Source organism: Bradyrhizobium sp. BR 10261 (assembly GCF_019455395.1).
GTDB classification, from domain to species: domain Bacteria; phylum Pseudomonadota; class Alphaproteobacteria; order Rhizobiales; family Xanthobacteraceae; genus Bradyrhizobium; species Bradyrhizobium manausense.
In genome coordinates, this window is record NZ_JACOFQ010000014.1 from 66,669 (window position 1) to 92,765 (window position 26,097).

General features: G+C 64.2%; 19 protein-coding genes. 8 read left to right on the plus strand and 11 right to left on the minus strand.

Annotated features, from left to right (window positions below; genetic code table 11):
* Positions 1-60: 60 nt before the first annotated feature.
* Entirely contained in the window at positions 61-1,452 is a 1,392-nt protein-coding gene (hpnO, locus tag HYH07_RS18160; RefSeq protein WP_220003766.1) for an aminobacteriohopanetriol synthase HpnO, read from the plus strand.
* Positions 1,453-1,587: 135 nt separating this feature from the next.
* Here the strand turns inward: hpnO and HYH07_RS18165 are convergent, their stop codons facing one another.
* The 6 genes from HYH07_RS18165 to HYH07_RS18190 form a co-directional block, all read right to left on the minus strand.
* Positions 1,588-2,196, minus strand: coding sequence for a hypothetical protein (locus tag HYH07_RS18165; protein ID WP_220003767.1), 609 nt, complete (start codon positions 2,194-2,196; stop codon positions 1,588-1,590).
* 71 nt (positions 2,197-2,267) lie between these two features.
* Positions 2,268-3,032: an anti-sigma factor gene (locus tag HYH07_RS18170; protein WP_220003768.1), complete on the minus strand. Its 765-nt coding sequence runs from the start codon at positions 3,030-3,032 to the stop codon at positions 2,268-2,270.
* The gene (locus HYH07_RS18175; protein ID WP_220003769.1) at positions 3,029-3,577 is read right to left on the minus strand and encodes a sigma-70 family RNA polymerase sigma factor; all 549 of its coding nucleotides are present in this window, start codon (positions 3,575-3,577) and stop codon (positions 3,029-3,031) included. The genes HYH07_RS18170 and HYH07_RS18175 overlap by 4 nt, the downstream gene beginning before the upstream one ends.
* A 127-nt stretch (positions 3,578-3,704) precedes the next feature.
* Complete coding sequence (locus HYH07_RS18180; protein ID WP_220003770.1) at positions 3,705-4,031, minus strand: cupredoxin family copper-binding protein; 327 nt, start codon at positions 4,029-4,031, stop codon at positions 3,705-3,707.
* Positions 4,032-4,055: 24 nt separating this feature from the next.
* Positions 4,056-5,000 carry a metallophosphoesterase gene (locus tag HYH07_RS18185; RefSeq protein WP_220003771.1) on the minus strand — a complete coding sequence of 315 codons (945 nt, stop codon included), beginning with the start codon at positions 4,998-5,000 and terminating at the stop codon, positions 4,056-4,058.
* Positions 5,001-5,251: 251 nt separating this feature from the next.
* Positions 5,252-6,871 carry a GMC family oxidoreductase gene (locus HYH07_RS18190; protein WP_220003772.1) on the minus strand — a complete coding sequence of 540 codons (1,620 nt, stop codon included), beginning with the start codon at positions 6,869-6,871 and terminating at the stop codon, positions 5,252-5,254.
* Between the two features lie 266 nt (positions 6,872-7,137).
* On the opposite strand from HYH07_RS18190, the gene HYH07_RS18195 reads away from it, so the two are divergent.
* Positions 7,138-8,310 (plus strand): M20 aminoacylase family protein, encoded by a 1,173-nt coding sequence (locus tag HYH07_RS18195; RefSeq protein ID WP_220003773.1) that lies wholly within the window; start codon positions 7,138-7,140, stop codon positions 8,308-8,310.
* Positions 8,311-8,383: 73 nt separating this feature from the next.
* Here the strand turns inward: HYH07_RS18195 and HYH07_RS18200 are convergent, their stop codons facing one another.
* The 3 genes from HYH07_RS18200 to HYH07_RS18210 all read right to left on the minus strand — a co-directional run bounded on the left by HYH07_RS18200 (position 8,384) and on the right by HYH07_RS18210 (position 12,808).
* Positions 8,384-10,006: an inorganic phosphate transporter gene (locus tag HYH07_RS18200; protein ID WP_220003774.1), complete on the minus strand. Its 1,623-nt coding sequence runs from the start codon at positions 10,004-10,006 to the stop codon at positions 8,384-8,386.
* Between the two features lie 124 nt (positions 10,007-10,130).
* On the minus strand, positions 10,131-11,573 hold the full coding sequence (locus tag HYH07_RS18205; protein ID WP_220003775.1) for a UdgX family uracil-DNA binding protein: 1,443 nt from the start codon (positions 11,571-11,573) through the stop codon (positions 10,131-10,133).
* Positions 11,573-12,808 (minus strand): putative DNA modification/repair radical SAM protein, encoded by a 1,236-nt coding sequence (locus tag HYH07_RS18210; RefSeq protein ID WP_220003776.1) that lies wholly within the window; start codon positions 12,806-12,808, stop codon positions 11,573-11,575. Before HYH07_RS18210 ends, HYH07_RS18205 begins: the two co-directional genes overlap by 1 nt.
* 160 nt (positions 12,809-12,968) lie before the next feature.
* Between HYH07_RS18210 and HYH07_RS18215 the strand changes: the two genes are divergently transcribed.
* The 3 genes from HYH07_RS18215 to HYH07_RS18225 are packed head-to-tail and all read left to right on the plus strand — an operon-like array spanning position 12,969 to position 18,695.
* Entirely contained in the window at positions 12,969-13,757 is a 789-nt protein-coding gene (locus HYH07_RS18215) for an ImuA family protein (RefSeq protein WP_220003777.1), read from the plus strand.
* On the plus strand, positions 13,654-15,249 hold the full coding sequence (locus HYH07_RS18220; protein ID WP_220003778.1) for a DNA polymerase Y family protein: 1,596 nt from the start codon (positions 13,654-13,656) through the stop codon (positions 15,247-15,249). Before HYH07_RS18215 ends, HYH07_RS18220 begins: the two co-directional genes overlap by 104 nt.
* Positions 15,246-18,695, plus strand: coding sequence for an error-prone DNA polymerase (locus HYH07_RS18225; RefSeq protein WP_220003779.1), 3,450 nt, complete (start codon positions 15,246-15,248; stop codon positions 18,693-18,695). The genes HYH07_RS18220 and HYH07_RS18225 overlap by 4 nt, the downstream gene beginning before the upstream one ends.
* 146 nt (positions 18,696-18,841) lie before the next feature.
* On the opposite strand, the gene HYH07_RS18230 is transcribed toward HYH07_RS18225, so the two are convergent.
* Positions 18,842-19,612 (minus strand): SDR family NAD(P)-dependent oxidoreductase, encoded by a 771-nt coding sequence (locus tag HYH07_RS18230; RefSeq protein ID WP_220003780.1) that lies wholly within the window; start codon positions 19,610-19,612, stop codon positions 18,842-18,844.
* Between the two features lie 200 nt (positions 19,613-19,812).
* Positions 19,813-20,100, minus strand: a complete 288-nt coding sequence (locus tag HYH07_RS18235) for a hypothetical protein (protein WP_057753013.1) — start codon at positions 20,098-20,100, stop codon at positions 19,813-19,815.
* 56 nt (positions 20,101-20,156) lie between these two features.
* On the opposite strand from HYH07_RS18235, the gene HYH07_RS18240 reads away from it, so the two are divergent.
* From HYH07_RS18240 to HYH07_RS18250, 3 genes are all read left to right on the plus strand, one after another.
* Positions 20,157-21,551 (plus strand): CoA transferase, encoded by a 1,395-nt coding sequence (locus HYH07_RS18240; RefSeq protein ID WP_220003781.1) that lies wholly within the window; start codon positions 20,157-20,159, stop codon positions 21,549-21,551.
* Between the two features lie 151 nt (positions 21,552-21,702).
* On the plus strand, positions 21,703-22,947 hold the full coding sequence (locus HYH07_RS18245; RefSeq protein WP_220003782.1) for an efflux RND transporter periplasmic adaptor subunit: 1,245 nt from the start codon (positions 21,703-21,705) through the stop codon (positions 22,945-22,947).
* Positions 22,948-22,980: 33 nt separating this feature from the next.
* Positions 22,981-26,097 carry an efflux RND transporter permease subunit gene (locus HYH07_RS18250; protein WP_220003783.1) on the plus strand — a complete coding sequence of 1,039 codons (3,117 nt, stop codon included), beginning with the start codon at positions 22,981-22,983 and terminating at the stop codon, positions 26,095-26,097.

Genomic DNA, 26,097 nt, shown 5'->3' on the forward strand with positions numbered 1-26,097 from the left:
TTTTCCGTTTGCTGACCGTTTTCAGTTGACGAAGCGGCCCTCAACCGAAGTATGTAGCGGATGAACAGTCCAAATCCAGACATGTCCCAGTTGTTCGCGGACCGTCAGGCCCAGCGCAGCACCCTGCATAATCGGTACCTGAACGAGCAGTTCGTCCGGGTTCTCAAGACCATCGGCTACGACGTCGGCTTCCAGAAGGGGCAGGGGCAGTACCTCTACGATCGCGAGGGGGCACGCTATCTCGACCTCTTGTCCGGCTTTGGCGTGTTTGCGATCGGGCGCAATCATCCTGTCATGCGCGAGGCGCTCAAGAGTGTGCTTGACGCCGATCTGCCCAATCTCGTTCAATTCGACGTCTCGACCCTGGCCGGCGTGCTCGCCGAGCGGCTCCTCAAATATGTTCCCTATCTCGACAAGGCCTTCTTCGCCAATTCCGGCGCAGAATGCGTCGAGGCCGCGATCAAGTTCGCGCGCGGCGCGACCGGGCGCCCCGGCATCGTCTATTGCGCCCACGGCTATCACGGCCTGACCTATGGCGCGCTGTCGCTGACCGGCGATTCGAACTTCCGCACCGGCTTCGAGCCGCTACTGCCGGGTTGCACCTCGGTTCCGTTCAACGATCTCGCCGCACTCGAGAAGGCCCTGGCCTCGCGCGAGGTCGCTGCCTTCGTCGTCGAGCCGATCCAGGGCAAGGGCGTCAATATGCCCTCCGACGAGTTCCTGCCGGGCGCGGCCGCACTCTGCAAGAAATATGGCACGCTGTTTGTCGCAGACGAGATCCAGACCGGCATGGGCCGCACCGGCCGCTTCCTCGCGGTCGAGCACTGGAATGTCGAGCCCGACATGGTGCTGTTGTCGAAGTCACTGTCGGGCGGCCACGTCCCCGTCGGCGCCGTGCTGACGCGCAAGAGCATCTTCGACAAGATTTTTAATCAGATGGACCGTGCCGTGGTGCACGGTTCCACGTTCTCCAAGAACGACCTAGCGATGGCCGCAGGTATTGCCACTCTCGATGTGATGGAGTCCGAGAAGCTGATCGAGGCTGCCGCCAAGCGCGGCGCAGAGCTTCGCCTCGCGCTTACCCGCATGGTCCCCGGCTACGAGCTGATGAAGGAAGTGCGCGGCAAGGGCCTGATGATCGGCATCGAGTTCGGTCCGCCGAAATCGCTGCGCCTGCGCGCCTCCTGGAACGTGCTGGAGGCCGCCAACAAGGGCCTGTTCTGCCAGCTCATCACGGTGCCGCTGTTCAAGGATCACAAGATCCTGACCCAGGTCGCCGGTCACGGCAGCCACACCATCAAGCTCTTGCCGCCGCTCACCATCACCGAAGAAGACTGCAGCTGGATCGAGCGCGCCTTCGACGACGTGATCGCCGGCAGCCACAAGGTCCCCGGTGCGATCTGGTCGCTCGGCAAGACGCTGGTGGACAACGCGGTGCGACGGTCGGCGTAAAGCATGATCCGGAAAAGTGCGAAGCGGTTTTCCGAAAAGATCATGCTCAAACAATAACCTAAAGCGCGATCACGATTCATCCTGATCTCATCGCGCTTTAGGCCGTTCGCTCGGCCGCGTCAGGCCGTGTCCAGCTCAATGCGCAAACACCGTATTGAACATCGGCGAGACATCGTCGTTCTTCTCGATCGCGAGAATTGCGCGGCGTTGCGTTGCAAAGAGGATCGGGATGTCCATCCAGTCTTTGCTTCGGATCAGCAGCGAATTTTTGGACGCATCCTGCGGCACCGCGGACAGGCCGATCAGGAAATGCGCGTCGGCGACCCTCACCGAGAGGGCCGCAAGGGGCGCGCCCTTGGCCTGCTCGTTGGCCTTCATCAGAAGGCCCGGGACCTGTTTGATCCGACCGGCGGTGAAGCCTGGGCCAACATCGATCTGCACCGTATGAGTGGCAGGCAACGCGGAATCGAAATTGCGTCGGATGGTGAGCGTCATTTGCAGTTTTCGCGAGGGTATCTCGACGGTGCCGCGTATCGTGACGTCGCCTGATGGCGCCGAGGCATCGGTCGTCGGTTCGACCTGCCAGGTGATCTGTCCCTCTACGCGGTGACCTTTCGGATCGCTCAGGTCTTCCTCGTAGAGGACGGCGCGCATCGTGGTGGCGAGTCCGTCCCGGGCTGCTGCCGGCCCGGATGCGGCGATCGTCCAGGCAAGGGCTGCAGCGAGAAAAAGAGCGCGGATCATGGCGTTGAATTAGCAGCGCGCCTCTGACCCCGCAATCGAAAGTTGTGATTGCGCCTCGTTATCGAGCGTTGCTACCCCTCCACATTCGCCTTCATCGCCGCCTCGAACTTGTCGACGAACTCGCTGAGCTCGTCGCCACCGATGTCGCTGACGGCCCAGAAGTTCAGGCCGCGCTCGCCCCAGCGGCGGCAGTTGAAGCCCTGCATGGTCTGCGTCCTCGGTGGCCGATGCTCGGTGCTCGCGGTCTGCGACACGAACAGGTTGATGATGTGCTGCCGGCGCTTGTAGACGACCGCGCCGATGGCGCGCGCATCGATATAATCGAGCCGGCCGCCGACCAGCGTAAAGCCTTGCGCGGTGAGGTCGATCACCGGCGGGGCGACGTCGAGCTTGCCGTTGAACCACGGCTTGACGGTGTGCTGGTCGGTCGAGACCACGTCGATGAGATGGCCCGCCTGGAGCGAGCGCAGATGCGCGGAGACGACCTCCGAGAGGATGCGCTGCTGGTCGTCCTGGCGCAGCACGACGGCAACGACGCCTGAAGCGGCGAGTGCGGAGACCGCCGAACCCATCGCAAAGCCGCGCAGCACGGACCGCCGGCTCGGCTGCGGCCGCGCTTGCGGGATCGACGCCTCGATACGAGTCCGGAGGCTGGCAGGCGCGCTGTAGCGCAGGTTGGTGTCGGCCAGTACGCGCTTCATCTCTTGCTGGGCCGCGAACTCGGCCGCGCAGGCCGGGCAGGCGGCGATATGGGCTTCGACCTCGCGCGCGTGTCCGGCATCAAGCTCGTTGTCGAGCAGCGCGTGAAGCAGGATCTTTGCTTCGTCGCAGGTCATTTCGAGTGCTCCTCTTCCGCCGTCCAGGCCGCGCGCAGCATGGCGCGGGCGCGGGCAAGGCGGGACATCACGGTGCCGACGGGGGCGCCAACGGCTTCGGCAATTTCACGATAGGACAGGTTGTTGATCTCCCGCAGCACGAAGGTCTCCTTGAACGGCTCGGCGAGCGCGTCGATCATCTTGCGGATGGCGCCGGCGTCGCGAGTGCGTAGCACCTCGGTCTCCGGGCTCGACTCGCTCTCCTGCCACATCGGCGTCTGGTCGGCCGCGCCCGGCGTATCCTCGATCGCGGCGTGCGAATGCGAGCGCCTGGCATATTCGGCGTTGCAGACATTGCGCAGGATCGCGAACAGCCAAGGCTTCATCGCCGGGCCGCGATAGCTGTCAAAGTGCTTCAGCGCGCGCAGATAGCATTCCTGCACCGCGTCCTCGGCGTCGGAGGCGTCGCGCAGGAGATAGCGTGCGAGCGTGTAGACGTCGTCGAGATAGGGCAGCGCCGCCTCGCGGAAGCGCTGCGCCTTCTGGAAATCGTCGCTGACGGGCATCGCCTCTCGCTTTGCCTCTTGCTGCGTTTGGTACGTCGTTTCGTCTCTGGGCCTGACCGAAGGCGCGCGAGCCCGGCCGGTGTGGGACCACCGGCCGGGCAAGACAGAGATGCCTTGGTTGGAGACGTTACTCAACCTTGATCATCCCGGTCATGTGCGGGTGCAACGAACAAAAATACTTGTAGTCGCCCGCATCGGTGAAGGTGAACGTGAACTTGTCGTCGGTATCGAGGGTTTTCGACCGGAACTTGCCGGCCGACACCACTGTGTGCGGGATGTCGTCCCGGTTGGTCCAGGTCACGGTCGTGCCGAGCTTGATGTTGAGCTCCGGCGGTTGGAAGACGAAATTGTCGATGTGCACCTCCATGGCGTTGTCGTCGGCACGGGCGGTGACGGGCAGCAGGATGGCCGCGGCCACAGCGACGGAAAAGTCGCGGCGATTGAGCGTCTTCATGGTCAGCTTCTCTTCAACCCTGGATCAACCTTGGAGCGGCGTGTCGATGATGGCGAGCCGCTGCTCGTTCTGCTTGAAGTTGACGCTGGCAACCCCGAGCATCGCTCGGAGCTTGGCGTCCTCGACTTTCATCGGTCCGGGCGAGGGGGCGGTGCCGGGCGCCGGCTGCGGGAAGGCGGTGGAGCGCGCGGTGTGGAAGGTGACGTTGCCCTCGACCTTCTGCATCACCTGATGGATGTGGCCATTCAGCACGGTGACCGAGCCGAAACCCTTGACGTATTCGAGCGCGCGGCCGCCGTCCTCGGTGCCCCAGCCCCATTCCGGATACACCGTCCAGAGCGGGATATGGGCGAACAGCACGATCGGCGTCGACTTCGACTTGCCGCGAAGGTCGTCCTCGAGCCAGGCGAGCTGCTCGGTGCCGAGATTGCCGAGACCGCCGGCCTTGAGATCGACGACGTTGACGAGCCCGATGAAGTGCACGCCGCCGGCGTCGAAGGAGTACCAGCCCTGGCCCTTGGTGCCGCGGCCGTAGCGCTCGCGATAGAACTTCACCTCCTCGTCGAGGAAATCATGCTCGCCGGGCACGTAGTGCACATCCAGCTTGGACTGCGAGATGATGCGGTCGGCATTGTCGAACTCGGCTGCCTTGGACAGATGGGTGATGTCGCCGGTGTGGATCATGAACGACGGCCTGGCCGGCATCGCATTGATCTTGCCTACGGCTTCCTCAAGCGTGCCGAGCGCATTGGGATTCGCCGGCTTGTCGAAGCCGACATGGCTGTCGCTGATCTGGAGGAAGGTCATGCCGGGCGCGGCGGCCGTTGCGGCCTCAGCGGAATCGATGATGCCAAGCGAGCGCGGCACGCCGCCAGTGATGGTCCAGAGCACCCCGGTGCCGGCCCATGTCATGCATTCGAGCACCTTGCGGCGGCTGACGCCGTCGTCCCCATGATTGTGTCCGCTCATCGCAACGTCTCCCTTGGCCCTGAATTGGGCTTCGGGGAGGTGATCGGGGGAGGGGAGGACTTATTCCCGAATGCGATGACGATTTCGTGAGGTAGTTTCGTGGTCCGGACGCGCTGCAACGCGAAGCGTTGCTTCGCAGAGCCGGGACCCAACAGAAAGGCGAGCGGCGCGCCGTGAGATGGGCCCCGGCTCAGCAGCGCATCACTGCGTGCTGCGCTGCGTCCGGGGGCACGAGAGCAATGGCAGGGCTACTACTTCGCATCCTCCAAAATCATCGCAGCCCCCTTCTCGGCGATCATCGCCGTCGGCGTGTTGGTGTTGCCCGAGGTGATGGTCGGCATGATCGAGGCATCGACGACGCGTAGGCCGCCGAGGCCGTAGAAGCGCAGGCGTTCGTCGACCACGGCCAAGGGATCGTTCGCCGATCCCATCTTCGCCGTGCCGACGGGATGGAAGATGGTGGTGCCGATGTCTCCGGCGGCTTTTGCCAGCGAGGCATCGTCGTCCCCGACGGTGGGTCCAGGCAGATATTCTGTGGGTCGATATTTCGCCAGCGCCTTCTGCTGCATCAGGCGGCGCGTGGTGCGGATCGCGTCGGCGCCGACCTGACGGTCGTCGTCGGTCGACAGATAGTTCGGCGCGATGATCGGCTTGTCGTCCGGGCTCGCCGAGCGCAGCCGCACGGTGCCGCGCGAGGTCGGCTGGAGATTGCAGGCGCTGACCGTTATCGCCGGGAAGCGATGCAAGGGATCGCCGAACTTGTCGAGTGACAACGGTTGCACGTGGAACTGGATGTTGGCGCGCGCGCGCGTTGCGTCAGACCGCGTGAAGATGCCGAGCTGCGACGGCGCCATGGTCAGCGGACCACGGCGGCGGAAGGCATAGTCGAGACCCATCAGGCCGCGGCGGAACAGATTGTAGTAGGTCTCGTTCAGCGTTCGCACGCCCTCGACCTTGTAGATCGCGCGCTGCTGGAGGTGGTCCTGCAGATTGCGCCCCACGCCGGGCTTGTCCATCACGATGTCGATGCCGAGCGGAGACAGCCAGTCGGCCGGCCCGATGCCGGAGCGATGCAGCACCTGCACCGAGCCGATCGAGCCCGCGGAGAGGATCACCTCGCGTTTGGCACGGGCCTCGACGATCTCGCCGTTCTGGATGAAGCGCACGCCGACGGCGCGGCCCTGTTCGATGATCAGGCGGTCGACCAGCACATGCTTTTCGAGCCGAAGATTGCGACGCCTCAAGGCCGGCTTGAGGAAGCCGCGCGCAGACGACCAACGCCGGCCGCGCTTCTGGTTGACGTGGAAATAGCTGGTGCCCTCGTTGTCGCCGGTGTTGAAGTCAGGAATGCGCTTGATGCCCATCTCCTCGGCGGCATCGGCGACGGCGTCGAGAATATCCCAGGACAGCCGCGGCGCCTCGATGCGCCAGCCGCCGCCGGCGCCGTGATGCTCGCTGGCGCCGAGGAAGTGGTCTTCCAGCCGCTTGAACAGCGGCAGCACGTCATCGTAGCCCCAGCCGGTCATGCCGAGCTGGCGCCAGTGATCGTAATCGGCAGCCTGGCCGCGCATCGAGATCATGGCGTTGATCGCCGAGCAGCCGCCGATCACCTTGCCGCGGGGATAGGCGAGCGAGCGGCCATTCAGGCCCGGCTCGGCCTCGGTCTTGAACATCCAGTCCGAGCGCGGATTTCCGATGGCAAAGAGGTAGCCGACCGGAATGTGGAACCAGATCCAGTTGTCGTCGCCCCCGGCCTCGAGAATGAGGACGCGGTTTGCGGGCTCCGCCGACAGCCGGTTGGCAAGGATGCAGCCGGCCGTGCCGGCGCCGACGACAATGTAGTCAAACTCACCTTCGAGCCGCCTTGGCATTCCGCTTTCCACCCAAACAGGCGTCATGCCCGGGCTTGCCGTCTTCGCTGAAGCTTCGCCGGCCCGATACCGTGAGCCCGGCGAAGCCTTGGCGGAGCCGGGTCCCGGGCAGCCACGCGCTTTCTGTCCTAATAGGCAGAGGTGGATGGCCGGCACAAGCCCGGCCATGACGAGAGGACAGGGCTACCCTCGATCTGCGGCAGTTAGGTGGACTGGCGCTTGCATGGTAGACGGGCTTGGATTTTCAACAGAGCTAGAGACCCTTCATGCCCATCGTCAACCGCGTCGCCGACCTTCAACCCGATATCCAGGCCTGGCGGCGGGACATCCACCAGCACCCGGAGCTGCTCTATGATGTCCACCGCACCGCAGCATTCGTGGCGGATCGCCTGCGCGAGTTTGGCTGCGACGAGGTCGTGACCGGCATTGGCCAGACCGGCGTGGTCGGCGTGATCAAGGGCAAAAAGCCCGCCGGCGAGGGGCTCAAGGCGATCGGCATGCGCGCCGACATGGATGCGTTGCCCGTCGACGAGCAGACCAATCTGCCTTACGCCTCGAAGACGCCGGGCAAGATGCACGCGTGCGGCCATGACGGCCACACTGCGATGCTGTTAGGGGCCGCGCGCTATCTCGCCGAGACCCGCAATTTCGCCGGCGACGCCGTCGTGATCTTCCAGCCGGCCGAGGAGGGCGGCGCCGGCGGCGCGGCGATGGTCAAGGACGGCATGATGGAGCGCTTCGGCATCGAGCAGGTCTACGGCATGCACAACGGCCCTGGCATTCCGATCGGCTCCTTCGCGATCCGGCCCGGCCCGATCATGGCATCGACCGACGAGGTCGATTTCATGATCGAGGGCCTCGGCGGCCATGCTGCGCGTCCGCACAAATGCGTCGATTCCGTTCTCGTGGGTGCGCAGCTGATCACCGCCTTGCAGTCGATCGTCTCGCGCAGCGTCGATCCCTTGGAATCGGCCGTGATTTCGATCTGCGAATTTCACGCCGGCAATGCCCGCAACGTCATTCCGCAGACGGCGACGTTGCGGGGCACGATCCGCACGCTGACGCCTGATGTGCGCAAGCTGGTCGAGAAGCGGGTGCGCGAAGTCGTGGCGGGCGTCGCCCAGATCACTGGCGCAAAGATCGACCTGCACTACAAGCGCGGTTATCCCGTCGTGAACAATCACGCCGCGCAGACCGAGGTGGCGACGCGCATCGCGAGGCAAGTCGCGGGCGATACCAATGTGGTGGAGATGTCGCCGATGATGGGCGGCGAGGATTTTGCCTACATGCTGGAAGCGCGCCCCGGTGCTTTCATCTTCTGCGGCAACGGCGACAGCGCCGGCCTGCATCACCCCGCCTACAATTTCAACGACGAGGCGATCGTGTTCGGCACGTCCTACTGGGTCAAGCTGGTCGAGGAACAGCTCGCAGCGTCATGACGCGCTGAGCTGAGGCACAACTGAAAAGGGCCCGTGCATCGCACGGGCCCTTTTTGTTGGCATGTCTCGCGGCTCAGAACACGTGCGAGAACAGGTAGTACAGCACGCCCGAGATGATCATCGCGGCCGGCAGGGTCAGCACCCAGGCCATGGCGATGTTGCGGATCGTCGCCCATTGCAGGCCCGAGCCGTTGGCGGCCATGGTGCCGGCGATGCCTGATGACAGCACGTGGGTGGTCGAGACCGGCAGGCCGTAGACGTCGGCGGCGGCAATAGTGGCGGCCGCGGTGATCTCGGCGCAAGCGCCTTGCGCATAGGTCAGGTGCGTCTTACCGATCTTTTCGCCGACGGTGACGACGATGCGCTTCCAGCCGACCATGGTGCCGAGACCAAGCGCGATGGCGACCACGATCTTCACCCAGCCGGGGATGAACTTCGTCGCGCTGTCGAGCGAGCCCTTGTAGGCGTTGAGCACGGCGACGTCGGCGGCGCTGAGCTCGGCCTCCTTGTCCTTCATCAGGAAGCGCAGCGCTTCCGATGCGAGATACATGTCGTTGCGGGTATTGCCGACAAGGTCGGCGGGCACTTTGGCGAGCGAACCGTAGGTGATCACCTGCTTGGCGATGTCGCGCACCAGCACGGCGAGCGACGGGAACGTACCGCCAGTGACCTCGCGCTGCGCGACATAGTTGGTCACGGCCGGCCGCGGATTGCCGATCACGCTGTAGCCGGCGGCCTTGCCCTCGATGATCCTGCTGGCGGCTTCCGAGTTCTGGACGAACGCGGCGATCTGGCTCTCCGGCAGCGCGCGGTTGAGCGCGTAGGCGGTCGGCACCGTGCCGATCAGGATCAGCATGATCAGGCCCATGCCCTTCTGACCGTCATTGGAGCCGTGGAAGAAGCTCACCAGCGTGCAGGTGAGGATGAGGATGCCGCGGATCCACCACGGCGGCGGCTGGTCGCCCTTCGGCTCGCCGAACAGAGCGGGGGTGGCGCGCAGCAACACGGTGCGCAGGATCAGCAGCAGGCCGGCGGCGAGCGCGAAGCCGAACAGCGGCGACAGCAGCAGCGCCTTGCCGATATTGGTGGCCTGGGTCCAGTCGACTCCGGAGGTGCCGCTGCGGCCATGCAGGACCGCGTTCATGATGCCGACGCCCATGATCGAGCCGATCAGGGTGTGCGAGCTCGAGGCCGGCAGGCCAAAATACCAGGTGCCGACGTTCCAGATGATGGCGGCGATCAGCAGCGCGAACACCATCGCGAATCCGGCGCTGGAGCCGACCTGGAGGATCAGCTCGACCGGCAGCAGCGAGACGATGCCGAAGGCGACCGCGCCCGAGGACAGCAGCACGCCGAACAGGTTGAACATGCCGGACCACACCACGGCGACGTGGGCGGGCAGCGAGCGGGTGTAGATCACGGTCGCCACGGCGTTGGCTGTGTCGTGGAAGCCGTTCACGAACTCGAAGCCGAGCGCGATCAGGAGCGCGACGAAGAGCAGGAGGAACGGAGCGAAGGACTTGACCTGAGCGCCGGAGGCATCGACGTCGACCCAGATGCTGTAGGCGACGAAGAGCAGCGCGGCGGCGATCACGCCCATGTAGATCACGCCGGTGAGCGGATGAAATCCACGATTGAGGTCTGGCCCCTTACTCAAGGCAGGCTCGATCGAGCCCGGCAAAGCAACGTCACTCATCGGAAATTCTCCTGTCCCAAGGCCCCGATTTTGCGCGCGGCATGTGACAGGCGGTTGAAATGGCGGAAAAGCCGCCGAAATGACGGGAGTGCTCGACGGCCTTTTGCTGTGCATCGGAGCCGCGTCAGGCGGCGCGCGGGGCTTTCTTCTGCAACGCGGCGGCGATCTTCAGGTCTTCGACAAAGCGCTGATATTCCATCACCTTCGCCTCGGGATCGGGTAGCCGCAGCAAATAGGACGGATGCACCGTCACCAGAGCCTTGCGACCGTCGGTGAGGTCTATGAGCCGGCCGCGCGTCTTGCCGATAGGCGTGATCTTGCCGAACACGCTTTGCGCGGCGGTCGCGCCCATCGCAACGATGAGATTGGGCTGTATTGCCGAAACTTCCCGCTCATACCATTGCCGGCAGGCTTTGATCTCCGGTGTTGCCGGCTTCTGGTGCAGGCGGATCTTTCCGCGCGGCACGAATTTGAAGTGCTTCACGGCGTTGGTGACATAGACCTTCTTGCGGTCGACGCCGGCCTCCGCAAGCGCGCGGTCGAGCATCTGGCCGGCCGGGCCGACGAAGGGATGGCCGGCGAGGTCCTCCTTGTCGCCGGGCTGCTCGCCGACCAGCATGATGGTGGCGTTCTCGGGGCCTTCGCCGAACACCGTCTGCGTCGCATTCTTGTAGAGCGGGCAGGCGCGACAATGCGCAGCCTCTTCGCGAAGCGTTTCGAGATCGTCGGCGGCAGGTTTACGTTTCATCGGAGCCTCCGGCCGTTTCTGAGGCTTGTGCGGATCGGTTGCGGCGTTGGCGATCATGGCGCCGGTCATGCGCTCGGCGTCCTCGATCAAGGGCTTAATGATCGAAGCCTCGGGCAGGTTCCTCCAGTATTTCTTCGGCATCTCCGTCTGCATCGCTTTCACCTTCAGGCGTGCCGGATTGAAGATGCTGGCGTAATAGCGCCGCCAGGTTTCCTCCAGCCGGTCTTCGCCCGGCGCTTCGCTCTTGCTCACGCCCGGCGTGAACGAGAGCGCATGGCCGTCCCAATGCGCGCAGAGATCGGGCGTCAGGATCGACCAGGGCATGTCGGCAAAGCGTCTTGCGAAGAACGGCGCCGCGAGCTCGACGATGTGATGTTCCGGCTCGAACCAGGCGACGTAATGGGCGTCGCGCTCGCGGCCGATCTCGCGAAAGCGCACGAAGGCGTGCATTTTGTGCTCGTCGCGATGGACCGCGCGTGCCATCGCCGTGACCAGCGCAACATCGGGATCGGTCGCGACCTCGATCAGATCGTGATTGTCCTTCAGCCGCCAGAGCAGCCGATAGAGGATCGCAAAGCGCTCGCGATCGCGATGCAGGATTGCTGATTTTGCGAGATCGACGAATTTACCTGATACATTGAACGTGCCGTCATTCACTTCGAGGATCGGCGACGGTGCGGGAGGCGCAAACAACTCCGCTTCGCCGCCTTGCACGGCCCAGGTGACGTCAGTGGGCTGCACATGATGAAGCACGAGGCTGCGGGCGGCTTTGCGCCAACCGTCGAAATCGGTTTCGCTGTCGAGCGTCATGTACTGCATCAGAATCCAAACCCTAATTGTGTTGCTTTCGGCTTGAATCGTTCGATCAGTCCGGCAGCATCGAGACGATGCGGCGAAGGGCGGTGATCGCTGAGAATGATGAACGGCAGCGCCTTGTGCTTGGGCACGTGCAGCCGCGCCAGGTCGGAGAGGCGGATCGTGGTGGTGCGCCGCGTCGCGATGATGCGCTCGACCGCCTTGGTGCCGAAGCCCGGCACCCGCAGCAGCTCCTCGCGGCTGGCGCGGTTGACGTCGAGCGGGAAGCGGTCGCGATGGCGCAGCGCCCAGGCAAGCTTCGGATCGATATCGAGCGGCAGCATGGCGCTGTCGTCGACGATCTCGCCGACGTCAAAGCCGTAGAAACGCATCAGCCAGTCGGCCTGGTAGAGCCGGTGCTCGCGCAGCAAGGGCGGCTGCACCAGCGGCAAGGCGCGGCTGGCATCGGGGATCGGGCTGAAGGCGGAGTAGTAGACGCGCCGCAGCCGGTAGGAGCCGTAGAGATTGGCGCTGGTGTGGAGGATGGTTTGATCGTTCGCGCTGTCGGCGCCGACGATCATCTGCGTGCTTTGCCCGGCCGGCGCGAAACGCTGCGGTCTTGCCTTCGTTTTTGCGTTACGGCCTTCCTCGGCCTCGTCGAGCTTCAGCCGCAGCCGGCCCATGGTGCGGCGGATCGCGCGCACGTCTTTCTCGGGCGCGAATTGCTGCAGGCTCGCGGCTTCAGGCATCTCGATGTTGATGGAGAGACGGTCGGCATATTTGCCGGCCTCCGCGATCAGCGCATCGTCAGCTTCCGGAATTGTCTTGAGATGGATGTAGCCGCGGAAGTGATGCTCCTCGCGCAGCTTTTGCGCGACGCTCACCACTTGCTCCATCGTGTAGTCGGGGCTGCGGATGATGCCGGAGGAGAGAAACAGTCCCTCGATGTAATTGCGCCGGTAGAAGTCGAGCGTCAGCTTGACCAATTCGTCGATGGTGAAGCGGGCGCGCGGCACGTTGGAGGAGGCGCGGTTGACGCAATAGAGGCAATCGTAATTGCAGGCGTTGGTGAGCAGCACCTTGAGCAGCGAGATGCAGCGTCCATCGGGCGCGTAGGAATGGCAGATGCCCATGCCGGGCGCAGTCGAGCCCATGCCCTTGCCGTCGCTGGAATCCCGCTTCTCGGTGCCGCTGGAGGCGCAGGAGGCATCGTACTTGGCGGCATCCGCGAGAATTTCCAGCTTGCGTTGTATGTCCATGTTTGAATCTCTTTGATTCCGCTCATGAATCTTTGGCACGCCAATTCGATTGACTCTTCGGCTGCCGTTAGCTTTATATTAGAACATATCATGAACAAATGAGCCAGCCGTTGGTTCTTCTTTTGAAAGCCACGGCATCAATCTTTGAGGAGCGGCGAGCATGAGCGGCGCACGCATGAGCGCGCTTGCGACCTTGCGCAGCCAGATCGAACGGATCGAGACGGCGGAGGTCGTGCATCATCAGGACCGCGTCGCGCTTGGTCACGGCGAAGTAGACCGCGCGCTGAAAGGCGGGCTCGCGCGCGCGGCGATCCACGAGGTGTTTTGCGAAGGGCGCCAGGGCGCGGCCGCGACCGGCTTTGTCACCGGGCTTGCGGGCCGCGTCACGACGCAGCGGCCGCTATTGTGGGTGCGGCAGGATTTCTCGGAGATCGAGACTGGTGCGCTGTCGATGAGCGGGCTCGCCGAGCTCGGCCTCGATCCGCGCCGCGTGGTGATGGTGCGTGCGGCTGACGTGGAGAGCGCGCTGCGCACTTCGGCCGATGCGCTCGCCTGCGATGCGCTCGGCGCCGTCGTGCTCGAGCTCTGGGGCGAGATCAGACAGTTCGACCTGGTGGCGAGCCGCAAGCTGACGCTGGCTGCGCAAGGCTCAGGCGTCACCGGCCTGTTGCTGCGGATGGCGGCGCGGCCGCTGCCGTCGACCGCGGAGACGCGCTGGATGCTGCGCGCGGCGCATTCACCGCCGGGCCCGATGTGGGATGCCTGGGGCGCGCCGCGCTTCGATGCCGAGCTGTTGCGCAATCGTCATGGCCCGTGTGGCCGGTGGATCATGGAATGGAATTGTGATGAGTGCCAATTCAGTGAGCCGTCGACGTATCCTCAGCCTATGGCTGCCGCGCCTGCCCATCGATCGGATCCAGCGCTTCTTCAGCAGCGCCGGGCTGGGTAAGAATAACAATGAGCCGAACATTGTCGTCATCAAGGACGTTAATGCATTGGTGATCCATGCGCTGGACGAGGCTGCAGAGCGCCTCGGCCTGTATATCGGCCAACCGCTGGCCAATGCGAGGGCGATGTGCCCAGATTTGAAAGTGTTCGACGCCGATGTCGTGGCCGATGCGAAGACGCTCAGCGACATCGCCGATTGGTGCGACCGCTTCACGCCGCTGGTGGCGCTCGATCCGCCGCATGGGCTGTTCCTCGATATCACCGGCTGCGCGCATCTGTTCGGCGGCGAGGCTGCCTTGTTGCAGACGCTGGTCCGGGCGCTCGGTCGACAAGGCTTTGCCGTCAGTGCGGCCATCGCCGGCACGTCGGTCTGCGCGCGCACGCTGACGCGGCAGGCCACGGGCAGCATCGTTGCCGATGGCGAAGAGGCGGCGGCGATCGACCGGTTTCCGGTGTCCGCGCTCGGCGCGGACGAAGCGATCACCACCGGCCTGCGCCGCGCCGGCCTGAAAACCATCGGCGATGTCGCATCGCGCTCGCCGAACGAAATCACGGCGCGGTTCGGCGCGCGGTTTTCCACGCTGCTCGCGCATGCGCTGGGGCAGGGCGATGCGCCGATCAGTCCGCGCAAGCCGCTGCCCGATTACATCGTGGAAAAACGCTTTGCCGAGCCGATCGCGACCGACTCCATGATCGCGATGACGCTGTCGCGGCTCGCTGACACGTTGATCGCGTCCATGGAGAAGCAGGGCAAGGGCGCGCGCCGGCTGGAGGCCGCGTTCTTCCGCACCGACGGCGCGGTGCGCACGATCATGGTCGAGACCGGGCGTCCGGTGACGCGAAGTGCCGTCATTGACCGGCTGTTCCGCGAGCGTCTAGATGCGCTCGCCGATCCGCTCGATCCCGGCTTCGGCTTCGACATGGTGCGGCTGTCGGCGAGCCGCACCGAGATCGTGGTGCAGGAGCAGCGCGATCTCGATGCCCATGTCCATGACAATGACGAACTCGCCGCGCTGATCGACCGCATTGCCGCGCGCATCGGCGGAAAGCGCGTCGTCGTGCATCTGCCGCAGGATACCCATATTCCCGAGCAGGCGGTGCTGGCCGCGCCAGCCCAGCATCATCTCGCTGCGGCCATGCAGGCCGAATGGCCAGATCGTGCCGAAAGCGAGCCGCCGCTGCGCCCCCTCAGGCTGTTCGACCAGCCCGAGCCGGTCACCGTGCCGTTTGCGACCGTGCCTGACGGTCCGCCGCATCAATTCACCTGGCGGCGCGCGAAACATGCGGTGGTGCGGGTGGAAGGACCCGAACGCATCGCGATGGAATGGTGGCGACAGGACGGCAAGCAATTGACGCGGGATTATTTCCGCATCGAGGACGCCGAAGGCCTGCGCTTCTGGATTTTCCGCGACGGTCTTTATGAAGGGGAGGTGTTCGACGCCGACGGCGAGCCCGCTCCGCCTCGCTGGTATGTGCACGGTCTCTTCGCATGAACATTCCTGCCTATGCCGAGATCGGCATCACCACCAATTTCTCCTTCCTGCGCGGCGGATCGGATCCGCGCGCCTATGTGCATCAGGCCAGCAAGCTCGGCATTCCCGTGATCGGCATTGCCGACCACAACACGCTCGCCGGTGTGGTGCGGGCCAGGAACGAGCTCGGCAATGACAAGGTGCTGCACAAGCCAAAGCTGCTGATCGGTGCGCGCATCGTCTTCATCGACGGCACGCCCGACATTTTCGTCTATCCGCGCGATCGCGCCGCTTATGGCCGGCTCTGCCAGCTCTTGACCCGGGGCAAGCGCGGCGACGACATCACCCGGATCGAGAAGGGCGAGTGCCGTCTCGGCTTCGCTGATCTGTTGGAGTTCGCGGAGGGCCAGCTCCTGATCCTGACGCTGTCGCACCGGTTCGATGATGCGCAGGCGCTGGATGTGCTTGCAAAGCTGAAAGCAAGCCGCGCCGAGGGCGTGTGGCTGGCGGCGAGCCTGATCTATCGCGGCGACGATCGCCGCCGCCTGGCGCGGCTCGATGATCTCGCCGCCAAAGCAAAAGTGCCGCTGCTCGCGACCAACGAGGTGCTTTATCACGATCCCGGCCGGCGTCCCCTCCAGGACGTGCTCACCTGTATCAGGGAAAAGACCACGATCGAGGCGGTCGGACGCAAGCTGGAAGCCAATGCCGAGCGCTTTCTGAAGACGCCCCGCGAAATGGCGCGGCTGTTCCGCGATGTCCCAGAGGCGATCGCGGAGACAATGCGCTTTGCCGACAGGATCGAGTTCTCGCTCGACCAGCTCAGATACCAATATCCCGATGAGCCGGTGCCGCCGGGCAAGACCGCGCAGGGACATCTGGAGGATCTGACCTGGGCGGGCGTCGACAAATATTTTGGCGGCAAGATCGACGACAAGCTGCGTGCAACGCTCAAGAAAGAGCTCGCGCTGATATCAGAGCTGAAATACGCGCATTACTTCCTCACCGTGCACGACATCGTCCATTACGCGCGCAGCCAGAACATTCTGTGCCAGGGGCGGGGATCGGCGGCGAATTCGGCCGTCTGCTACGTGCTCGGCATTACCTCGGTCGATCCAACCAAGGTCGATCTGTTGTTCGAGCGTTTCATCTCCAAGGAGCGGCTGGAGCCGCCCGATATCGACGTCGATTTCGAGCATTCGCGGCGCGAGGAGGTGATGCAATATGTCTATCGCCGCTATGGCCGCCACCGCGCCGCGATCATCGCCACCGTCATCCACTACCGCCCGCGCAGCGCCATCCGCGACGTCGGCAAGGCGCTCGGCCTGACCGAGGACGTTACCGCTGCGCTCGCCGACACCGTCTGGGGCAGCTGGGGCAAGGGCCTCAACGACATGCAGGTCCGGCAGGCCGGGCTCGATCCGCAAAATCCCCTGATCAACCTTGCGGTCGAGCTTGCGACCGAGCTGATCGAATTCCCGCGCCATCTGTCCCAGCATGTCGGCGGCTATGTGCTGACCCAGGACCGGCTCGACACCTATGTTCCGATCGGCAACGCCGCGATGGACGATCGCACCTTCATCGAATGGGACAAGGATGACGTCGATGCACTCAGTATGATGAAGGTCGACGTGCTCGCACTGGGCATGCTGACCTGCATCAGGAAATGTTTCGATCTGATCGACCAGCACAAGGGCAAGCGTTGGGTTCTTGCGACCGTTCCGCAGGATGACCCCAAGGTTTACGACATGCTGTGTGCCGGCGAGTCGCTCGGCGTGTTCCAGGTCGAGAGCCGCGCCCAGATGAACATGCTGCCGCGCCTGAAGCCGCGGACCTTCTACGATCTCGTCATCGAAGTCGCGATCGTGCGCCCGGGGCCGATCCAGGGCGACATGGTGCATCCCTATTTGCGGCGTCGGAACAATCTGGAGAAGGTGACGTATCCCTCGCCATCACCCGAGCACGGTCCCGCGGACGAGCTCTACAAGGTACTGCACAAGACCAAGGGCGTGCCCCTGTTCCAGGAACAGGCGATGCGCATCGCGATCGAGGCGGCGAAATTCACCCCCGAGGAAGCCAATGGCTTGCGCCGCTCGATGGCGACTTTCCGCAATGTCGGCACCATCGGCCAATACGAGGAGAAGCTGATCGGCAACATGGTCGCGCGCGGCTATGATGCCAACTTCGCCAGAAGCTGCTTTGACCAGATCAAGGGTTTTGGCTCCTACGGTTTTCCGGAGAGCCATGCCGCGAGCTTTGCGCAGCTCGTCTACATCTCCTCATGGCTGAAATATCATCATCCCGACGCGTTCTGTTGCGGCCTGTTGAACTCGCAGCCGATGGGTTTTTACGCGCCTGCGCAGATCGTCGGCGATGCCCGCAAGAACGGCGTCGAGGTCCGCGAGATCGATGTGTCCTACAGCTTTGCGCAGAACACGCTGGAGAATACTGACGGCAGATATTGCGCGGTGCGTCTCGGCTTTCGCCAGATCGACGGCTTTCATTGGCTTGATGAGGATGAAGAGAGGCTGAAACGCTTGCAGCTGTCATTCCGGGGCACGCGAAGCGTGAACCCGGAATCTCGAGATTCTCAGGTGCGCAAGTGCGCACCAGAGTTCGACGCTGGCGCGTCGCCCCGGAATGACGGAGCAACCGACTGGGCTGACCGCATCATCAAGGCGCGCAACCGCCTTCCCTTCACCTCGCTCGAAGACTTCGCCCGCGACACCGGTCTGCCCAAGCGCGCGCTGATCCTGCTCGCCGATGCCGACGCGTTCCGCTCGCTCGGGCTCGACCGCCGCGAGGCGCTGTGGCAGGTGCGACGCCTGCCTGACGACGTGGCGTTGCCGCTGTTCGAAGCAGCCACCGCGCGCGAGCAACCGGACGAGCACGCAAAACCGCTCCCCGTGATGCCGCGTCCCGAACAGGTCGTTGCCGACTATCAGACCATCCGGCTGTCACTCAAGGGTCACCCGATGGAATTCCTGCGCGAGATGTTTTCGCGCGAGCGCATTGTCGCCTGCAAGGAGATCAGCCACGAGAACGAACGGCGGCGCGTTCGCTGTGCCGGCGTGGTGCTGGTGCGGCAGCGGCCGGGCAGCGCCAGCGGCGTCGTGTTCATGACGCTGGAGGACGAAACCGGCATCGCCAATGTCGTGGTCTGGCCCAAGGTCATGGAGCAGTACCGCAAGGAGGTGATGGGCGCGCGCCTCATCGAGGTTCAGGGCTACATCCAGAGCAGCCCCGAAAAGGTGACGCATCTGATCGCGCAGCGCATGATCGATCGCTCGCACGATCTGGTCGGCCTCGCCAATGATGCGCTGAGCCGCAAGCATCCGGTGCCATCAGGCGCGACTGTGGTCGAGCCGCTCAACGACGACCGGCGCGACCACGCCGATATGCCGGCGCAAAAAATCCGCCACCCCCGCAACGTCCGCATCCTGCCGCCGTCGCGGGATTTCCATTGAGGTGGGGCGCGGTGCTGCCTCACGCTCAGCTGCCGTAGGGTGGGCAAAGGCGCGAAAGCGCCGTGCCCACCGTTCTTCGTTTTCGTGGAAAGTGGTGGGCACGCTTCGCTTTGCCCACCCTACAAGTTGTTTGATGCCGCGCTTCCTTAAAAATTCACCCGGTTCGAGATCGCGCCATCCACGACGAGGTTCGACCCCGTCGTGAATCCCGATACCGGGCTTGCCAGAAACACCGCCGCGTTCGCGATCTCCTGCGGCGTTGCCATGCGCCCGGTCGGATTGCGCTTCATCGCGTCGTTGTAACGCTCGGGCATGTTCTTCTCGATCATCTCCCAGACGCCGCCCTTGAAATAGACCGTGCCGGGCGAGACGACATTCACGCGGATCTTCTTCTTGGCGTATTGCCGCGCCAGGCCTTTCGCCATGTGGATCAGCGCCGCCTTGATCGGGCCGTAGGAGCTGGCGAGATCGGCCTGCGCCGCCGAGATCGAGGAGATGATGACGAAGGCGGCATCACCGCTTCTCTCGCCGCTGGCCTCGAGGAACGGCCGTGCCGCGTCGAATGCATGCACGGCGCCGAGCACGTCGAGCCGGAAATTCTGCTCCCATGATGCGGGATCATGGCCTTGCGCCATCGCACCCGCATTGGCGAACAGCAGGTCGACGCCGCCAAGCTCTTTTGCCGCGTCCTCGATCCACGCCTTCAGCGCGGCGCCATCGGTGACGTCAACCTTGCCGCCGGTGGCGTTGATGCCGCTCGCCTTTAATTCAGCAACGGTGGCCGCGACCTGCTCAGCATTGCGCGCGCACACCGCGACATTGCTGCCTTCACCGGCCAGCGTTGCCGCAATCGCCCGCCCGATGCCACGCGTGCCGCCGAGCACGACGGCGTTTTTCCCTTTGAGACCGAGATCCATGGTTTGGGATTCCTTTTTGTTGATCGTAGGGAGCTTAGTTGTTTGAGCAAGGATGTCGAATTGGTTCTCGGTGTCATACCCCGCGAAAGCGGGGTATCCAGCACGCCGCGGCCTCGCGGTTCGATCACAACCGCCTCTGGAATACTGGATCATCCGCTTTCGCGGATGATGACACCGTGCGAGCCGGAACAGCGCTCCCCTCACTCCGGCGCGGCCCCCACCGGTGGGCCGCCGGGCGGACGGTGCAGGAAGGTCAGCGACGCAAAGGCGCCGACCCAGGAACCGATCGCGGCGAAGGCCACATAGACGGCGTTTTCGGTGTAGCTGATCACGGCATAGGAGGAGAGCAGATACCAGATCGCGCTCCAGCTTGCGGCCGGCACGCGCTTGCGGGCGACCACGGCTGACGTAAACATCACATAGACCGCGTCGGTGGCCGCCGTTGCGACGAACACGGCGCCTGCGGTGAGGGGATCGATGGCGGCCATTGCAATCCTTTCCGTGCTAATGGGGTGATCGCAAAGCTAAAGGGAGAAAAGAGGCCATGCAAAGCCCTACCGACATTCTCAAGGACATCTGGACCTCCGCTGACGGAGAGCCTGCCGCGCTCGAACATATGCATCTGACCGGCGAGGAGCCGCAGATTCCGTCCTCGTTTCGCGTCGCCGTCGCCGGACAAACGACAATCGCCGCCGCAGGCCTTGCCGCCGCCGAGATCTGGCGGCTGCGCAGCGGCGAGGTGCAGAAGGTCAACGTCGACATGCGCCACGCCGTCGTCGAATGCCGCTCCGAGCGTTATCTGCGCCTCGACGACAAGCCTCCGCCGCCGGCCTGGGACGCCATCGCCGGCGTCTACAGGACCGGAGACAACAGCTTTGTCCGCTGCCACACCAATTTCCCGCATCACCGCGACGCCGTCTGCAAGGTGCTTGGTTGCGCCCCCGAGCGTGACAAGGTGCAGGCCGCGCTGATGCAATGGAAGGGCGAGGATTTTGAAACGGCAGCCTATGCCGCCGGCGGCGTCGTTGCGCTGATGCGCTCTTACGACGACTGGTCGGCGCTGCCGCAGGCGCGCGCGCTCGCCGAGCTGCCGCTGATCTCGATCGAGAAGATCGGCGATGCCCGGCCGAAGCAATGGCCGAAGGGCGATCGGCCGCTCGCCGGTCTCCGCGTGCTCGATCTCTCTCGCGTCATCGCAGGGCCCGTCGCCGGCCGCACGCTCGCTGCACACGGAGCGGATGTGCTCTTGGTGTCGGGGCCGGAACTGCCGGCCATTCCCTGGCTCACCATCGACACTGGCCGCGGCAAGCTCACCACCTTCATCGACCTGAAGAGCGAAGCGGGCCGGGCGCAGCTGCGCGAATTGCTCAAAGATGCCGACATCTTCTCGCAAGGCTACCGCCCGCGCGCGCTCGCCAGCCTCGGCTTCTCGCCGGAAGAGGTCGCGCACATCAATCCCGGCATCGTCTACGTCACGCTATCGGCTTACGGCCATGCCGGCCCTTGGGCCGAACGACGCGGCTTCGATTCGCTGGTGCAGACCGCGACGGGCTTCAACCATGCGGAAGGCAAGGCCGCCGGCATCGATGGTCCGAAGGAATTGCCGGCCCAGATACTCGACCACGCCACCGGCTATCTGATGGCGTTCGGCGCAATGATGGCGAAGGCGCGCCAGGCCCGCGAAGGCGGCAGCTGGCATGTGCGCGTGTCGCTGGCGCAGACCGGTCGCTGGCTGTGGAATCTCGGTCGGCTCGAAAGCGGTCTCGAGACCCCGGATCTTACGGGTGAGGTCGTACATGCAGCGTTCATGGAAACGGTGTCATCTGGCTTCGGCACGTTGCAGGCGGTGCGTCACTCGGCCGTGCTGTCGCGGACGCCGGCGCGTTGGAGCCGTCCGGCGATGCCGCTCGGCAGCCATTCGCCGCAATGGCCGCGCTGAAGCTGACGTGAAGCTGACGTGTGGTAGAATTTTAACGCAAACCGAAGGACCGCCAGCGTTTTTTAGGTTGTTTGAAATCCTAAATCGGCACTATTAGCGCGACCGATGAGGCAGTCGTCTGCCGAGATCGTCGCAGACTTGACCGGGCCCCATGGTAGCTGAAAAGACCAAGCAATTGCAGGTGCTTACAAAACGACGGGTGATCACATCCGTAGTTTTACTGGCGCTTGTCGGGGCTGGCGCCTACGGCTTCCTGTTTGCCGGCGCCAAGGACAAGAAGCACTCCGAAGTCTCCAGCCAGTCGCGCAAGAACGCGCAGAATTTCACGCCGACACCGTCCGAATGGGCGACGCTGACGATCGAGCCGGTCAACGCCAAAACCTTCCGTGCCGAGTACGTCACCGAGGGCAAGGTCGCGGTCGATGAGGACCGCTCGACGCCGGTGTTCTCGCCCTATGCAGGCCGGGTGACCAAGCTGCTTGCCAAGCCGGGCGAGAGCGTGACCCAGGGTCAACCGCTGTTCACGATCGAGGCCGCCGATACCGTGCAGGCCCAAAACGATTTCATCGCGGCGATGACGTCGCAGAACAAGGCAAGGTCTGCGCTGGAGCTTGCCGACATCCAGTACAAGCGCGCCAAGGATCTCTACGAGGGCCGCGCCATTCCGCTCAAGGATTATCAGCAGGCGGAAGCGACCCAGGTCCAGGCGCAGAACGACATGCGCTCGGCAGTGACGGCACTGGAAGCTGCGACCAACAAGCTGCGCATTCTCGGCTTCACCGACGAGACGATCAAGACGTTCCAGAACAAGGGCACCATCAACCCTGAGATCACGATCTATGCGCCGCTCTCGGGCACGGTCGTGCAGCGCAAGATCGGCCCCGGGCAATATGTCAGCGCCGGCGCCAGCGATCCTGTCTTCGTGATCGGCGATCTCTCCACGGTCTGGCTCACCGCCTTCGTGCGCGAGAGCGATGCAGCTCAAGTCAGCGTCGGACAGGACATCTCCGTCAACGTGATGGCGCTGCCGGGCCGCCCCTTGACCGCCAAGATCAACTATGTCGCCGCCGCGATCGACCCCAACACGCGCCGTCTGCTGGTGCGCGCCACCATCGACAACAAGGACGGCCTGCTCAAGCCGGAAATGTTCGCAAACGTCACGATCTATTCGGCCGGCGACCGCGCGGCGCCGGCGGTGCCGAAGCAGGCGCTGATCTACGAAGGCGACCAGGTCCGCATCTGGGTCGCGCGTGAAGACAAGTCGGTCGAGCTCCGCCAGATCAGAGTGGGGCTCATCAATGGCAACCTCGTCGAGGTCACCAGCAACCTGAAGCCCGGCGAACAGATCGTCGTCAAAGGCAGCCTGTTCATCGACCGCGCGGCGTCCGGTAGCTGATCGACGAGCCCCACGAAACTGCGAAAAACCTGAATGGACCGTCTCGTCGCCCTTGCCGTCAACCGGCGCTTCCTGATGGTCGGCATGTTCGTCGCCGTGCTCATCGGCGGCCTGATTGCGTTCAACCAGCTCAACATCGAGGCTTATCCCGATCCGACCCCGCCGATGGTCGACATCGTCACCCAGAGCCCCGGCCTGTCGGCGGAAGAGATCGAGCGCTATATCACGATCCCGATCGAGACCCAGGTCGCGGGCCTGAAGAACCTGACGACGATCCGCACCATCTCGCTGTACGGCCTGTCCGATATCAAACTGCAGTTCTCCTTCGCCTACACTTACGAAGAGGCGCTGCAGCAGGTCTTGAATCGCCTGGCGCAGCTGGCGCCGCTGCCGGGCAACGTGCAGCCGCAGATCTCGCCGCTGAGTCCGATCGGCGAAATCTTCCGCTATCGGCTGGTCGGCCCGCCGAACTACAGCGTGCTCGACCTCAAGACCATCCAGGACTGGATCCTGCAGCGCCGCTTCCGCGCCGTGCCCGGCGTGATCGACGTCACCGGCTGGGGCGGCAAGAGCAAGACCTATGAGCTCGAGGTCGACAACAACAAGCTGGTCGCCAACGGCCTGACGCTGCCGCAGCTGCTCCAGGCGGTCAGCAACTCCAACGTCAATGTCGGCGGCAACACCGTCAATATCGGCCAGCAATCGGCCGTGGTGCGCGGTGTCGGCCTGATCAAGTCGATCGACGATCTCGCCAACACCATGGTGGCCCAGACCAACGGCAATCCGGTGCTGGTGAAGGACGTCGCCACCGTCACCGTCGGCCAGAAGCCGCGGCTCGGCATCGCCGGCCTCGACGATTCCGACGACATCGTGCAGGGCATCGTGCTGATGCGGCGCGGCGAGCAGAGCACGCCGACCATCAACCGCGTCGAGCAGCTCGTCAATCAGATCAACGGCTCGACCATCCTGCCGCCGGGCGTGCGCATCGAGCGCATCTACGACCGCAAGGACCTGATCGACCTCACCACGCACACCGTGCTGCACAACATGGTGGTGGGCATCCTGCTGATCGTGCTGCTGCAGTGGATCTTTCTCGGCGATCTCAGAAGCGCGCTGATCGTCGGCGCCACGATACCGTTCGCGCTGTTCTTCGCCGTGATCATCCTGGTGCTTCGCGGGGAATCGGCCAACCTGCTCTCGGTCGGTGCCATCGATTTCGGCCTGATCGTGGATGCCACCGTCATCATGGTGGAGGCGATCTTCCGCCGCCTGACGCAGACCACGCCACCGTCGGAATCGGAGCAGATGTCGCCAGAGACGCTGTTCGGCATGAAGAGCCATGCCATCCTCAGCGCCGCCGCCGACGTCTCGCGCTCGATCTTCTTTGCCGCCGCCATCATCATCGCGGCCTTCCTGCCGCTGTTCACGCTGTCGGGCGTCGAGGGCAACATCTTCGGACCCATGGCGCGCACCTATGCCTACGCGCTCGCCGGCGGCCTGCTGGCGACCTTCACCGTCACGCCCGCGCTGTCCGCGATCATTCTGCCCGCCCATGTCGAGGAGACCGAGACCCGCGTGATGCAGGTCCTGCACCGGCTCTACATGCCGGTGCTGAACTGGGCCGTCGCCAACCGCGCCATCGTCCTCGGCGGCGCGGTCGGCCTCGTGATGATGACGGTCACCTTCGGCCGGCTGCTCGGCCTCGAATTCCTGCCCAAGCTGGAAGAGGGCAATCTCTGGATCCGCGCCACGTTGCCGCCGACCATCTCGCTGCAGGAAGGCAACACCTACGTCAACGAGATGCGCAAGCTGATCCGCGCCCGGCCCGAGGTCGAATCCGTGGTGTCGCAGCACGGCCGTCCCGACGACGGTACCGACGCCGCCGGTTTCTTCAACGCCGAGTTCTTCGCGCCGCTGAAGCCCGCGAGCCAATGGCCCGGCACGCATGACAAGGAGGAGCTGACCGCGGAGCTGCTCAAGCAGCTCGACGATCGCTTCCCCGGCGTCGAGTTCAACTTCTCGCAATATCTCCAGGACAACGTCTCCGAAGCCGTCTCCGGCGTGAAGGGCGAGAACTCGATCAAGCTGTTCGGCAACGATCTCCAGGCGCTGACCGATACCGCCAACAAGATCAAACAGGTGCTGTCGACGGTGCAAGGTGTCACCGACCTCGCCGTCTTCACCTCGCTGGGGCAGCCGACCGTGCAGATCGACATCGACCGCGCCAAGGCCGCGCGCTATGGCCTGGCGCCCGGCGACATCAATGCCACCATCAAGGTCGCGATCGGCGGCGACACCGCGGGCGATCTCTACGAGCCGGGCAGCGATCGCCACTTCCCGATCATCGTTCGCCTTGCGCCGGAGTACCGCCGCAGCGCCGAGGCGATCCAGAATATCAGGATCGGCGCGCCCGGACCGAACGGCTCCATCACCCAGATTCCACTGAGCGAGGTCGCCAATATCAGCCTCGTCTCGGGCGCAGCCTACATCTATCGCGAGCAGCAGGAGCGCTATCTGCCGATCAAGTTCTCGGTGCGTGAGCGCGACCTCGGCAGCGCCATCCGCGAAGCGCAGCAGAAGATCGCCGACCAGGTGCAATTGCCGCCCGGTTCGCACATGGAATGGGTCGGCGAGTTCGGCAATCTCCAGGACGCGATCCGGCGCCTGTCGATCGTGGTGCCGATCTCGCTGGCGCTGATCGGCATCCTGCTCTGGTTCAATTTCGGCTCGATGACCGACACCTTGCTCGCCATGAGCGTGATCCCGATGGCGATCTTCGGTGGCGTGCTGGGGCTGTTCATCTCCGGCACCGCCTTCAGCGTCTCGGCGGCGATCGGGTTCATCGCGCTGTTCGGCATCGCCGTGATGGACGGCATCATCATCCTCTCGCAGTTCAACCAGCTGATCGAAGAGGGCATGGACCGCATGAGCGCGGTGGTCCGCACCGGCGAATTGCAGCTTCGGCCGGTCCTGATGACATGCGTCGTTGCCGGCGTCGGCCTGCTCCCGGCCGCGTTGTCCGAAGGCATCGGCTCGCAGGTGCAGAAGCCGCTCGCGGTCGTGGTCGTCACCGGCATGATGCTGGCGCCCGTCGTGATCCTGGTGACGCTGCCGGTGCTGATCTCGTTCTTCTCGCGCCGGGCGCGCTGA